This is a genomic window from Massilia pinisoli (assembly GCF_024753285.1).
Classification (GTDB): Bacteria; Pseudomonadota; Gammaproteobacteria; order Burkholderiales; family Burkholderiaceae_D; genus Telluria; species Telluria pinisoli.
In genome coordinates this window covers 65,397-78,617 of record NZ_JANUGW010000003.1, presented here as the reverse complement: position 1 = coordinate 78,617, position 13,221 = coordinate 65,397, and the positions used below count along the sequence as shown (strand labels likewise).

Sequence of the window (13,221 nt, the reverse complement as noted above, 5' to 3'; positions counted from 1 at the left end):
ACGGAGGTGGTCATGCGTTTCCTGTGGTTGGCAATTGCAACGGTGTTCTCTGCATCCGCCTGCGCGGCGTCTCCGCGCCTGCATAACGATGCGATGGCGTTCGTCCATTTTTGGGATGCGAACCACGACCACCCGCCTGCGGCGCAGGTTGCGGCGTTCAAGACGATCGTTGCACCGACATTCCCTGCGTTTTACAAGGCCGAACGGTTCCAGAGTTTCCTCACGCCGGCGCAATACGACGAACGCATCGTGACGGCCGTCCGGGACTTTCCGGCGATACGGACGACGTACGTCCAGAAGGCGCAACAGTTCGGCGCGCAGCTGCCCGGCTATATGGCGTCGTTCAAGGCGACCTTCCCGGACTTCGTGGCGCCCGACGATATCTATGTGGTGCATTCGCTCGGCGAAATGGATGGCGGGATGCGCGCCATCGACGGCAAGGACTACCTGATTTTCGGCATCGACCGCATGGTGCAGTTGCGAGGCGATGGCGACCAGAGCGCGTTCTTCCATCACGAGCTGTTCCATCACTACCACCTGCCCCGCGTCGCGGAATGCGGTTCTAACAGCGTCTGGTCATCGTTGTGGGTCGAGGGCCTGGCCACCTATGTGTCCAAGGTGCTGAACCCGCAAGCCAACGAGAAAGAGTTGCTGCTCACCGTGCCGGACGACATGGCGGCACGCACGCGTGCCGTGTTGCCGGCCGCGCTGGCGCAACTGGAAGGTGCGCTCGACAAAGACGACAAGCAGACCTACGCGGACCTGTTCCTGTTTCGCGGCACCGCCCCGCTGCCGCGGCGGCGTGCTTATTACCTCGGTTATCTCATGGCGCAGGAAGCGGGCAAGACGCATGACGTGCGCCAGCTGGCCAATATGACATGCGCCGAGGTGAAACCACTCGTCTTCGCGACCGTGCACCGGTTGCGCGAGAACGCACGATAGTTCTGCATGACGCAAAAAAAAACGGCACCCCTCGAGGTGCCGTTTTCATCAGCCGACTAGGCTAAGGGAAAGCGAAGATCACTCGCCGTCGCCATGATGCTGCTCGACCGAAGCCGCAGCATTCTGCTGGTCTTCCATCGCCTGCAGCTCGGCAGCCATATTGGCCTTCTCCTGCTGCAGCAGCGCTGCGCGCTCTTCCGCTTCCCACGCTTCTTTTTCCTTGCGGGCGCGGTGGAAGGCGAGACCCGTACCGCCCGGGATCAGGCGGCCGACGATGACGTTTTCCTTCAGGCCGCGCAGACCGTCGCGCTTGCCCATGATCGCCGCTTCGGTCAGCACGCGGGTGGTTTCCTGGAACGATGCGGCCGAGATGAACGAGTCCGTCGACAGCGATGCCTTCGTGATACCCAGCAGCACGTTCTCGTAGGTCGCCGGCAGCTTGCCTGCGGCCGTCACGCGGTCGTTTTCTTCCAGCAGTTCCGAACGCTCCACCTGCTCGCCGACGATGTAGTCGGTGTCGCCGGCTTCGACGATCTGAACACGACGCAGCATCTGGCGAACGATCACCTCGATGTGCTTGTCGTTGATCTTCACGCCCTGCAGACGGTACACGTCCTGCACTTCGTCGACGATGTAGCGGGCCAGCGCTTCGATACCCAGCAGGCGCAGGATGTCTTGCGGATCGGCCGGGCCGTCCACGATCATCTCGCCCTTGTTCACCACCTGGCCGTCGTGCACCAGCACTTGCTTGTCCTTGGTGATCAAGAACTCGTGCTTGTTGCCGTCCATGTCGGTGATTTCCAGGCGCTGCTTGCCCTTGGTCTCTTTACCGAATGCCACAGTACCGGTGACTTCCGCCAGCATGCCGGCATCTTTCGGCGAACGGGCTTCGAACAGCTCGGCAACGCGCGGCAGACCACCGGTAATGTCACGGGTCTTCTGCGATTCGGTCGGGATACGTGCAAGCACTTCACCCACCGACACTTGCTGGCCATCTTTCACCATGATCAGCGCGCCGACCTGGAAGCCGATCGTCACGGCGTGCTCGGTGCCGGCGATCTTGACTTCCTGACCTTCGGCGTTGAGCAGCTTGACCTGCGGACGGTTGACCTTGCCCGAGCCGCGGCGTTTCGGGTCGATCGCGACCAGCGTGGACAGGCCGGTGACCTCGTCCACCTGGCGAGCGACGGTGACGCCCTCTTCCACGTTCTCGAACTTGATCGTACCGGCGTACTCGGTGATGATCGGACGGGTCAGCGGGTCCCACGTTGCCAGCGGCAGGCCGGCCTTGACCACCATGCCGTCCTGGACAGCCAGGGTCGCGCCGTACGGCACCTTGTGACGCTCGCGCTCGCGGCCGTGGTCGTCCGTGATCAGCACTTCGCCCGAACGCGAAATGACGATCTGGGCGCCCTTGCCGTTGGTCACGTAACGCATGGTCGCCGTGAAGCGGACCGTACCGTTCGACTTGGCTTCCACCGACGATGCCACTGCCGCACGCGATGCCGCACCACCGATGTGGAACGTACGCATGGTCAGCTGGGTACCCGGCTCACCGATCGACTGTGCAGCCACGACACCGACGGCTTCGCCGGAGTTCACCAGCATGCCGCGGCCCAGGTCACGGCCATAGCACTTCGCGCACAGGCCATAACGGGTGTCGCAGTTCAGCGGCGTACGGACCTTGACTTCGTCGATGCCCAGACGCTCGATCTCTTCGACCATGTCTTCGTCCAGCAGCGTGCCGGCTTCGTACAGGGTTGCCTGCGTTTCCGGATTGACGACGTCGGTACCGGTCACGCGGCCCAGGATACGGTCGCGCAGGGCTTCGATCACTTCACCGCCTTCGACCATCGCCTTCATGTGCGTGCCGTTGGTGGTGCCGCAATCGTCTTCCGTCACGACCAGATCCTGCGTCACGTCGACCAGACGACGGGTCAGGTAACCCGAGTTTGCCGTCTTCAGCGCGGTGTCGGCCAGACCTTTACGGGCGCCGTGCGTCGAGATGAAGTACTGCAGAACGTTCAGGCCTTCGCGGAAGTTCGCGGTAATCGGCGTTTCGATAATCGAGCCGTCCGGCTTCGCCATCAGGCCGCGCATACCGGCCAGCTGACGGATCTGGGCGGCGGAACCACGGGCGCCCGAGTCGGCCATCATGTAGATGGCGTTGAACGACTCTTGCGTGCCTTGCGTGCCGTCGCGCTTCGTGACCGGCTCCACTTTCAGCTGGTCCATCATCGCCTTGCCGACTTCGTCCGAGGTCTTGCCCCAGATGTCGACGACCTTGTTGTAACGCTCGCCGGCGGTGACCAGACCCGAGGCGTACTGCTGCTCGATCTGTTTCACTTCCGTTTCGGCGGTCGAGATCATCGTCTTCTTGACGTCCGGGATCAGCATGTCGTCCACGGCGATCGAGATACCGGCGCGCGTTGCGAGACGGAAGCCCGACTGCATCAGCTTGTCGGCGAACACGACGGTCGCACGCAGGCCGCACTTGCGGAACGACGTGTTGATCAGCTTCGAGATCTCTTTCTTCTTCAGCGCGCGGTTCAGCACCGAGAACGGCAGGCCTTTCGGCAGGATCTCGGACAGGATCGCACGGCCGACCGTGGTCTCGTAGCGGGTCAGCGTCTGGTCGAAACCACCTTCGGCGTTGCGCGGGAATTCCACGATACGCACGGTGATGCGGGTCGCCAGTTCGACTTCCTTGTTGTCGTACGCGCGGATGACTTCCGACACGTCCGGGAACAGCATGCCTTCCCCCTTGGCGTTGATCGCCTCGCGGCTCGCGTAGTACAGACCCAACACGATATCCTGGGACGGCACGATCGACGGCTCGCCGTTCGACGGGAACAGGATGTTGTTCGACGCCAGCATCAGCGTACGCGCTTCCATCTGTGCTTCGATCGACAGCGGGACGTGGACTGCCATCTGGTCGCCGTCGAAGTCGGCGTTGAACGCCGCGCAGACCAGCGGGTGCAGCTGGATTGCCTTGCCTTCGATGAGGACCGGCTCGAACGCCTGGATACCGAGACGGTGCAGCGTCGGCGCACGGTTCAGCATCACCGGGTGTTCCTTGATGACTTCTTCCAGGATGTCCCAGACGACCGGTTCCTGCTGCTCGACGAGCTTCTTCGCAGCCTTGATGGTGGTCGCGAGACCCATCAGTTCCAGCTTGTTGAAGATGAACGGCTTGAACAGTTCGAGCGCCATCAGTTTCGGCAGACCGCACTGGTGCAGTTTCAGCTGCGGACCCACCACGATGACCGAACGGCCCGAGTAGTCGACGCGCTTGCCCAGCAGGTTCTGACGGAAGCGGCCGCCCTTACCCTTGATCATTTCAGCCAGCGACTTCAGCGGACGCTTGTTGGCGCCGGTCATCGCCTTGCCGCGACGGCCGTTGTCCAGCAGCGAGTCCACTGCTTCCTGCAGCATGCGTTTTTCGTTACGCGTAATGATTTCCGGAGCGCGCAGTTCCATCAGGCGCTTCAGGCGGTTGTTACGGTTGATGACGCGGCGATACAGGTCATTCAGGTCGGACGTGGCGAAACGGCCGCCATCCAGCGGGACGAGCGGACGCAGCTCCGGCGGCAGGACCGGGAGCACTTCCATGATCATCCATTCCGGCTTGATGCCCGAACGCTGGAATGCCTCGAGCACTTTCAGGCGCTTGGCGTACTTCTTGATCTTGGCTTCCGACTTCGATTCCTTCAGCTCGACGCGCAGGGCTTCGGCTTCGCGGTCGATGTCGATCGAGCGCAGCAGTTCACGGATGCCTTCGGCGCCCATGAATGCGGTGAAGTCGTCGCCGTACTCTTCGTACTTGGCGGCGTAGTCGTCTTCCGACATGATCTGGCACTTCTTCAGCGGGGTCATGCCCGGATCGGTCACGACGTATGCTTCGAAGTACAGGACGCGTTCGATATCGCGCAAGGTCATGTCGAGGACCATGCCCAGACGCGACGGCAGCGACTTCAGGAACCAGATGTGCGCGACCGGCGAGGCCAGCTCGATGTGGCCCATGCGCTCACGGCGGACTTTCGCCAGCGTGACTTCGACGCCGCACTTCTCGCAGATGACGCCGCGGTGCTTCAGGCGCTTGTACTTGCCGCACAGGCATTCGTAGTCCTTGATCGGACCAAAGATTTTTGCGCAAAACAGGCCATCACGTTCCGGCTTGAACGTACGGTAGTTGATGGTCTCCGGCTTCTTGACTTCGCCGAACGACCACGAACGGATTTTCTCGGGCGACGCCAGGCCAATCTTGATGGCGTCGAAGCTCTCGTTTTGCTGAACTTGCTTGAATAGATCGAGCAGTGCTTTCATTTATCACTCCGGGTGATTGAATTCTTTACTTCTACCGCGCTCCGCTCCAGGCGGAGCGCGGTGCCGTGCAAGCTGAATCAGTTGCGCTCGAGATCGATGTCGATACCCAGCGAGCGGATTTCTTTCACCAGCACGTTGAACGATTCCGGCATACCTGCGTCGATCACGTGGTCGCCCTTGACCAGGTTCTCGTACACCTTGGTACGGCCGTTCACGTCGTCGGACTTCACGGTCAGCATTTCCTGCAGCACGTACGATGCGCCGTACGCTTCCAGTGCCCACACCTCCATCTCACCGAAGCGCTGGCCACCGAACTGGGCTTTACCACCCAGCGGCTGCTGCGTCACGAGCGAGTACGGACCGGTCGAGCGAGCGTGCATCTTGTCGTCGACCAGGTGGTGCAGCTTCAGCATGTGCATGAAGCCCACGGTGACCTTGCGCTCGAACGCTTCGCCCGTGCGGCCGTCGTACATCGTGACCTGGTTCTTCGACGGAGTCATGCCGAGGTGGGCCGCGATCTCGTCCGGGAAGGCCAGGTCCAGCATGCGGCGGATTTCTTCTTCGTGCGCACCGTCGAACACCGGGGTCGCGAACGGCACGCCGTTCTTGAGGTTGTACGCCAGTTCGACGATTTCCTCGTCGCTGAAGTTGTCCAGGTCTTCCTTCTTGCCCGTTTCGTTGTAGATCTTGCCCAGGAAGGCGCGCAGCTGCTCGGTCTCGGCCTTGGCCTTGATCATTTCGCCCAGGCGCAGGCCCAGACCTTTCGCTGCCCAACCCAGGTGGGTTTCCAGGATCTGACCGACGTTCATACGCGACGGGACGCCCAGCGGGTTCAGCACGACGTCGGCCGGCGTACCGTCGGCCATGAACGGCATGTCTTCCACCGGGACGATACGCGAGACCACACCCTTGTTACCGTGGCGGCCTGCCATCTTGTCGCCCGACTGCAGGCGGCGCTTGACGGCCAGGTAGACCTTGACCATCTTCTGCACGCCCGGCTGCAGCTCATCGCCTTGCGTGAGCTTCTTGCGCTTCTCTTCGAACGCGAGGTCGAACTGGTGACGCTTCTCGTTGATCGACTCCTTCATCGCCTCCAGTGCGTTGGCGGTTTCGTCGTCGGCCGGACGGATGTCGAACCAGTGGAACTTGTCCAGGTCGTCCAGGTAAGCCTTGTCGATCACGGCACCCTTCGCCAGCTTCTTCGGACCGCCGTTGACGGTCTTGCCGACGAGCAGACGCTCCAGACGCTGGAACGCGTCGCCTTCGACGATACGCAGCTGGTCGTTCAGGTCCAGGCGGAAGCGCTTCAGCTCGTCGTCGATGATCTGCTGGGCGCGCTTGTCGCGCACGATGCCTTCACGGGTGAAGACTTGCACGTCGATCACGGTACCGACCATGCCCGACGGCACGCGCAGCGACGTATCCTTCACGTCCGAAGCCTTCTCACCGAAGATCGCGCGCAGCAGCTTCTCTTCCGGCGTCAGCTGGGTTTCGCCCTTCGGCGTCACCTTACCGACCAGCACGTCACCGGCCTGCACTTCGGCGCCGATGTAGACGATGCCCGACTCGTCCAGGCGAGCCAGCTGGTTTTCCGCCAGGTTCGAGATGTCGCGGGTGATTTCTTCAGGGCCGAGCTTCGTGTCGCGTGCAACGACCGACAGTTCCTCGATGTGGATCGAGGTGTAGCGGTCGTCCTTGACGACGTTTTCCGAGATCAGGATCGAGTCCTCGAAGTTCAGGCCGTTCCACGGCATGAACGCCACCAGCATGTTCTGGCCCAGTGCCAGTTCGCCCAGGTCGGTCGAGGCGCCGTCGGCGATGACGTCGCCGCGTGCCACGCGATCGCCCACTTTCACGATCGGACGCTGGTTGATGTTGGTGTTCTGGTTCGAACGGGTGTACTTGATCAGGTTGTAGATGTCGACACCGACTTCGCCAGCCTGCGCTTCTTCGTCGTTCACGCGGATCACCACGCGGCCGGCGTCGACGTAATCGACGATACCGCCACGGGTCGCCTGCACGGTCGTGCCCGAGTCGACTGCCACGGTGCGCTCGATGCCGGTACCGACGAAGGCTTTTTCCGGACGCAGGCAAGGCACGGCCTGGCGCTGCATGTTGGCGCCCATCAGTGCACGGTTCGCGTCATCGTGCTCGAGGAACGGAATCAGCGACGCTGCCACCGACACGATCTGGCCCGGGGCCACGTCCATGTACTGGATGCGTTCCGGCGACACGAGGATGGTCTCGCCCGCTTCACGTGCGGACACCAGTTCGTCGACCAGCTGGCCAGCTTCGTTGATCTGCGCGTTCGCCTGGGCGATGATGTAGCGGCCTTCTTCGATCGCCGACAGGTATTCGATCTTGTCGGTGACTTTCGAACCTTCGACCTTGCGGTACGGGGTTTCCAGGAAGCCGTATTCGTTCAGGCGGGCGAACAGTGCCAGCGAGTTGATCAGGCCGATGTTCGGGCCTTCAGGCGTTTCGATCGGGCAGACTCGGCCGTAGTGGGTCGGGTGCACGTCGCGGACTTCGAAGCCGGCGCGCTCGCGGGTCAGGCCGCCCGGGCCCAGTGCGGAAACACGGCGCTTGTGCGTGATTTCCGACAGCGGGTTCGTTTGGTCCATGAACTGCGACAGCTGCGACGAACCGAAGAATTCGCGGATCGCGGCCGAGATCGGCTTGCTGTTGATCAGGTCGTGCGGCATCAGGTTGTCCGCTTCGGCCTGGCCGAGGCGTTCCTTGACGGCGCGCTCCACGCGCACGAGGCCGGCGCGGAACTGGTTTTCGGCCAGTTCGCCCACGCAACGCACGCGGCGGTTACCCAGGTGATCGATGTCGTCGACTTCGCCGCGGCCATTGCGCAGCTCGACCAGGATCTTGATCACGGCCAGGATGTCTTCGTTCGACAGGGTCATGTCGCCGACCAGTTCATCACGGCCGATGCGGCGGTTGAACTTCATGCGGCCGACGGCCGACAGGTCGTAGCGTTCCGGGCTGTAGAACAGGCCGTGGAACAGCGCTTCCACCGATTCTTCGGTCGGCGGTTCGCCAGGACGCATCATGCGGTAGATCGCGACGCGGGCGGCAGTCTGGTCGGCCGTGTCGTCGGTGCGCAGCGTCTGCGAGATGTAGGCACCCTGGTCCAGGTCGTTGGTGTACAGCGTCTGGATGGTCTGGATGTTGGCGTCGCGCAGCTTGCCCAGCAGTTCGTCGGTCAGCTCGTCGTTGGCGTTGGCGATGATCTCGCCCGTGTCGCCGTCGACGACGTTCTTCGCCAGCACGCGGCCGATCAGGTAGTCTTCCGGCACCGAGATGTAGGTGATGCCGGCGTTTTCGATGTCGCGCACATGCTTGGCATTGATGCGCTTGTCCTTCGTCACGATGGTCTTGCCGGTCTTCGGATCGACGATGTCGAAGCGCGCGACTTCACCGCGCAGGCGCTCGGCCACGAATTCCAGTTCCGCGCCTTCCGAGCGCAGGTTGAAGTTGTCGAACACGAAGAAGTTCGCGAGGATCTGCTCCGGCGTCATGCCGATGGCTTTCAGCAGGATCGTCACCGGCATCTTGCGGCGGCGGTCGACGCGGAAGAACAGGATGTCCTTCGGGTCGAACTCGAAGTCCAGCCACGAGCCGCGGTAAGGAATGATACGTGCCGAGAACAGCAGCTTGCCCGACGAGTGCGTCTTGCCGCGGTCGTGCTCGAAGAACACGCCCGGCGAACGGTGCAGCTGCGAGACGATCACACGCTCCGTGCCGTTGATGACGAACGAACCGTTGGCGGTCATGAGCGGCAGTTCGCCCATGTACACTTCCTGTTCCTTCATTTCCTTGACGACCGGCTTGGTCGGCGATTCCTTGTCCAGGATCACCAGACGCACCTTGGCGCGCAGCGGCGACGCGAAGGTCAGGCCGCGTTGTTGGCATTCCTTGACGTCGAAAGCGGGGTCACCCAGCACGTAAGAGAGGAATTCGAGGCGCGCAAACCCGTTGTGCGACACGATCGGGAAGATGGAGGTGAAAGCCGATTGCAGACCTTCGTTCTTGCGTGCGGAGGGCCCAGTGTCCGCCTGCAGGAAATTCTCGTAAGACTCCAGCTGCGTAGCGAGGAGGTAGGGAACGTTGTGAACGTTGGCGCGCTTCGCGAACGACTTGCGAATGCGTTTCTTCTCAGTAAATGAGTAGTGCATGGACACTCCGTGAGTGACAGAAAGGATGAGAATTCAGGAATTGCCAGTGGTTAAGCCACCACATGCAAGGCCTCAAATCTCGCCGCGATCCGCCGGGTGATTAGGAACCGGTGCTGCTGTGTTACGATAATGCTGTGCTGCGGTGCTTCTAAAACAGGGGTACCGCTCGTTTTGTCGTAGGGACGACAAAAGAGCCAAAGCCGCATACCCCACCTTCCGGCGGGGATCTGCGCGCTTTGACTCCGGCGCCGGGCGCTGATTCCAGCGCCCTTTGCATATGTATTACTTGAGCTCGGCCTTGGCGCCAGCTTCTTCCAGCTTCTTCTTAGCGGCTTCAGCGTCAGCTTTCGGCAGGGCTTCCTTGACGGTCTTCGGTGCGCCGTCAACGACGTCCTTGGCTTCTTTCAGGCCCAGGCCGGTGATTTCACGGACGGCCTTGATGACGCCGACCTTGTTCGCGCCGACTTCGGTCAGCACGACGTTGAACTCGGTCTGCTCTTCAACAGCTGCTGCAGCGGCGCCGCCGCCAGCTGCCGGAGCTGCCATTGCAGCTGCCGACACGCCGAACTTCTCTTCGAATGCCTTGACCAGGTCGTTCAGTTCCATGACCGACATTGCGCCAACTGCGTCCAGGAACTCTTCTTTGCTAATTGCCATTTGAAACTCCAAATTTTTAATGTGTGATTAGTACTTGACCAAAAAGGCTTGCTTATTCTGCTGCTGCGGCTTCTGCCGGAGCTGCGGAACCTTCGCCTTTTTGTGCTGCGATTGCAGCCAGAACTCGTGCAAAGCCGGACACCGGAGCCTGCATGACGCCCAGCAGCTGGGCGATGAGGACTTCACGGCTCGGGATGCTTGCCAGCGCGTTGACGCCAGCGACATCCAGGTTCTTGCCAGCGTAGTTACCGCCCTTGACCACCAGTTTGTCGTTGGTCTTCGAGAAGTCGCTGAGCACCTTGGCTGCTGCGACGGCGTCGTCCGAGATCGAGTAGATCAGCGGACCAACCATGGTCTCAGCCAGCGGTGCGAACTGGGTGCCTTCCACAGCGCGACGAGCCAGCGTGTTCTTCAGAACACGCAGGTACACGCCCTGCGAACGAGCATTTGCACGGAGTTTCGTCAGAGCACTAACCTGGATGCCACGGTACTCGGCGACGACGATCGTTTGCGCGGTTGCTACTTTTGCGCTAACTTCTTCGACGACGACCTTTTTGTCATTCAGATTAAGACCCACGGTCAATCTCCTTAAATGATGTGAGGGACATCCCCCGCATCGGTTCGAACACGGCGTCCGAAGTTAAGAAGTACGACAAAGCATCGACTACAAAACTTGTTCGGGTTCGCCATCTGCGTTGGGTTTGTGTATTAACCTCCGGCCCAACCTTCTGCCTTCGGCCCAACGGTCTTTGATTGCCTGGCGGAGTTCAATCCGCCAGCCCAAAGATCTGCTCCGCGATACTCTGCGGAGACTTTATTCCTTGCTATTAAGCAGCCAGGGTAGCGTGATCGACACGTACGCCAGCGCCCATGGTCGACGAGATCGCGACCTTGCGCAGGTAGATACCCTTCGACGAAGCCGGCTTGGCCTTGTTCAGGGCGTCGATCAGCGCGACCAGGTTGGTCTTCAGCTGTTCGTCGCTGAACGACTTGCGGCCGATCGTGGCGTGGATGATACCTGCCTTGTCGGTACGGTACTGGACCTGACCTGCCTTGGCGTTCTTGACGGCGCCAGCGACGTCCGGGGTCACGGTGCCGACCTTCGGGTTCGGCATCAGGCCGCGCGGGCCCAGGATCTGACCCAGGGTACCGACGATACGCATGGTGTCCGGCGAAGCGATCACGACGTCGAACGGCATGTCGCCGGCCTTGACGCGCTCTGCCAGGTCTTCCATACCGACGATGTCGGCGCCGGCGGCTTTAGCCTGCTCGGCCTTGTCGCCCTGTGCGAAGACGGCGACGCGGACAGTCTTGCCCGTGCCAGCCGGCAGGACGACGGAACCACGGACGACCTGGTCCGATTTCTTCGGATCCACGCCCAGTTGCACGGCGACGTCGATCGACTCGTTGAACTTGGCGGTTGCGAATTCCTTGACGATTGCGACGGCGCTATCGAAAGCGTAGGCCTTGTTGCGATCGACCTTGGCTTTGATTTCTTTGACGCGCTTGGACAGCTTGGCCATATTAGATACCCTCCACCGTGATGCCCATCGAACGTGCCGAGCCGGCGATGATGCGCACTGCAGCATCCATGTCGGCAGCGGTCAGGTCCGGCTGTTTGGTTTTTGCGATTTCTTCAGCTTGAGCACGGGTCAGCGTGCCGACCTTGTCGGTGTGCGGCTTGGCCGAACCTTTGGTCACGCCTGCGAATTTCTTGATCAGGTACGTAGCCGGCGGGGTCTTCATCTCGAAGGTGAAGGACTTGTCCGCGAAGGCGGTGATCACGACGGGAATCGGCATGCCCGGTTCCATGCCTTGAGTCTTGGCATTGAAGGCCTTGCAGAATTCCATGATGTTCAGACCGCGCTGGCCGAGGGCCGGGCCGATCGGGGGGGACGGGTTTGCTTTACCAGCCGGCACTTGCAGCTTGATAAAACCGACGATTTTCTTTGCCATTTTGTTGGCTCCTATGTCGATTGAGTGGTAGCGCTCCACCTGTACCACTGTTTATCAGGCGGAGCTCCTCTTATCGGATTCCGCCTTGCTGCTGCGACGCTCCGATTCGGCGTTTTAGACTTTCTCCACCTGCCCGAACTCCAGTTCCACCGGAGTCGCGCGGCCGAAGATGGTGACAGACACACGCACCTTCGATTTTTCGTAGTTGACTTCTTCGACGCTGCCGTTGAAGTCGGTGAACGGGCCTTCCTTGATGCGCACCTGCTCGCCCACTTCGTACAGCACCTTGGGCCGAGGCTTCTCGACACCTTCCTGGACCTGCTGCATGATCTTGTCGATCTCGCGCGCCGGAATCGGGGTCGGCTTGTTGCTCTTGCCGCCGATGAAGCCGGTGACTTTCGGCGTGTTCTTCACGAGGTGCCAGGTCTCGTCGGTCATTTCCATCTCGACCAGCACATAACCCGGGAAGAAGCGACGCTCGGTCACCGATTTGCTGCCATTCTTGACCTCGACCACTTCTTCGGTCGGGACCAGGATCTGGCCGAACTGTTCTTGCATGCCGGCGCGCTCGATGCGATCGGTCAGGCCGCGCATCACACTCTTTTCCATGCCGGAATAGACATGCACGACGTACCAGCGCTTGTTGCTGACCGGAGTACTCACGGGGGCACCCGCCGGCGGCGTACCAGCGTCTTGTGCCGGGGCGTCACCCGGCACGTTATCTTGCTGAACGTTATCGCTCATTATTGTTTCCACCCCAGGATCACGTCGTACATCAGAAATTCGAGAATCTTATCCGTGCCCCACAGGAAAATTGCCATCACCAGCACGAACCCGAACACCACGGCGGTGATCTGTCTCGCTTCCTTGCCGGTAGGCCATACAACCTTCTTCGTTTCACGTACGGATTCCTTCGCGAAGCCCAGGAAATCGCGGCCGGTCGTCGAAGTCCACAACAGCAGGACGGCAATAGCCAAACCAGCCACGAGTGCGCCTGCGCACACCAGGGCTGGTTTGTTCTGGCCTTTCAGAATGAAAAAGCCGACCACACCTGCAATCGTAGCAACCACTGCCAACGCGACCTTGAACTTGTCGTTCGAGGTGCCGACGGTTTGCACGGATTGATTAGACATACTTAATTTACTTTCGGGTG

9 protein-coding genes are annotated in these 13,221 nt (G+C 60.9%); 1 reads left to right on the top strand and 8 read right to left on the bottom strand.

Annotated elements, in window-relative coordinates; all coding sequences use genetic code 11:
• Nucleotides 1-12 precede the first annotated feature (12 nt).
• Nucleotides 13-942, top strand: a complete 930-nt coding sequence (locus NX784_RS04575) for a hypothetical protein (protein WP_258815512.1) — start codon at nt 13-15, stop codon at nt 940-942.
• Nucleotides 943-1,020: 78 nt separating this feature from the next.
• Here NX784_RS04575 and rpoC read toward each other — a convergent pair whose 3' ends face one another.
• From rpoC to secE, 8 genes are all read right to left on the bottom strand, one after another.
• Nucleotides 1,021-5,268, bottom strand: coding sequence for a DNA-directed RNA polymerase subunit beta' (rpoC, locus tag NX784_RS04570; protein ID WP_258815511.1), 4,248 nt, complete (start codon nt 5,266-5,268; stop codon nt 1,021-1,023).
• Nucleotides 5,269-5,345: 77 nt separating this feature from the next.
• A complete protein-coding gene (rpoB, locus tag NX784_RS04565; RefSeq protein WP_258815510.1) occupies nt 5,346-9,455 on the bottom strand; it encodes a DNA-directed RNA polymerase subunit beta in 4,110 nt (1,369 codons plus the stop codon).
• 282 nt (nt 9,456-9,737) lie between these two features.
• The gene (gene rplL / locus NX784_RS04560) at nt 9,738-10,112 is read right to left on the bottom strand and encodes a 50S ribosomal protein L7/L12 (RefSeq protein WP_258815509.1); all 375 of its coding nucleotides are present in this window, start codon (nt 10,110-10,112) and stop codon (nt 9,738-9,740) included.
• Between the two features lie 52 nt (nt 10,113-10,164).
• A complete protein-coding gene (gene rplJ / locus NX784_RS04555) occupies nt 10,165-10,689 on the bottom strand; it encodes a 50S ribosomal protein L10 (RefSeq protein ID WP_075794183.1) in 525 nt (174 codons plus the stop codon).
• Nucleotides 10,690-10,939: 250 nt separating this feature from the next.
• Nucleotides 10,940-11,635 (bottom strand): 50S ribosomal protein L1, encoded by a 696-nt coding sequence (gene rplA, locus NX784_RS04550; protein ID WP_258815508.1) that lies wholly within the window; start codon nt 11,633-11,635, stop codon nt 10,940-10,942.
• A gap of 1 nt (nt 11,636) precedes the next feature.
• On the bottom strand, nt 11,637-12,068 hold the full coding sequence (gene rplK, locus NX784_RS04545; protein WP_258815507.1) for a 50S ribosomal protein L11: 432 nt from the start codon (nt 12,066-12,068) through the stop codon (nt 11,637-11,639).
• Between the two features lie 114 nt (nt 12,069-12,182).
• Nucleotides 12,183-12,812 carry a transcription termination/antitermination protein NusG gene (nusG, locus tag NX784_RS04540; protein ID WP_258815506.1) on the bottom strand — a complete coding sequence of 210 codons (630 nt, stop codon included), beginning with the start codon at nt 12,810-12,812 and terminating at the stop codon, nt 12,183-12,185.
• Entirely contained in the window at nt 12,812-13,201 is a 390-nt protein-coding gene (gene secE, locus NX784_RS04535; RefSeq protein WP_258815505.1) for a preprotein translocase subunit SecE, read from the bottom strand. The genes nusG and secE overlap by 1 nt, the downstream gene beginning before the upstream one ends.
• Nucleotides 13,202-13,221: the final 20 nt, after the last annotated feature.

Excerpts from the sequence above, each read along its gene's own strand:
- NX784_RS04575 (WP_258815512.1), top strand. The coding sequence starts at position 13 with ATGCGTTTCCTGTGGTTGGCAATTGCAACGGTGTTCTCTGCATCCGCC.
- rpoC (WP_258815511.1), bottom strand. The coding sequence starts at position 5,268 with ATGAAAGCACTGCTCGATCTATTCAAGCAAGTTCAGCAAAACGAGAGC.
- rpoB (WP_258815510.1), bottom strand. The coding sequence starts at position 9,455 with ATGCACTACTCATTTACTGAGAAGAAACGCATTCGCAAGTCGTTCGCG.
- rplL (WP_258815509.1), bottom strand. The coding sequence starts at position 10,112 with ATGGCAATTAGCAAAGAAGAGTTCCTGGACGCAGTTGGCGCAATGTCG.
- rplA (WP_258815508.1), bottom strand. The coding sequence starts at position 11,635 with ATGGCCAAGCTGTCCAAGCGCGTCAAAGAAATCAAAGCCAAGGTCGAT.
- rplK (WP_258815507.1), bottom strand. The coding sequence starts at position 12,068 with ATGGCAAAGAAAATCGTCGGTTTTATCAAGCTGCAAGTGCCGGCTGGT.
- nusG (WP_258815506.1), bottom strand. The coding sequence starts at position 12,812 with ATGAGCGATAACGTTCAGCAAGATAACGTGCCGGGTGACGCCCCGGCA.
- secE (WP_258815505.1), bottom strand. The coding sequence starts at position 13,201 with ATGTCTAATCAATCCGTGCAAACCGTCGGCACCTCGAACGACAAGTTC.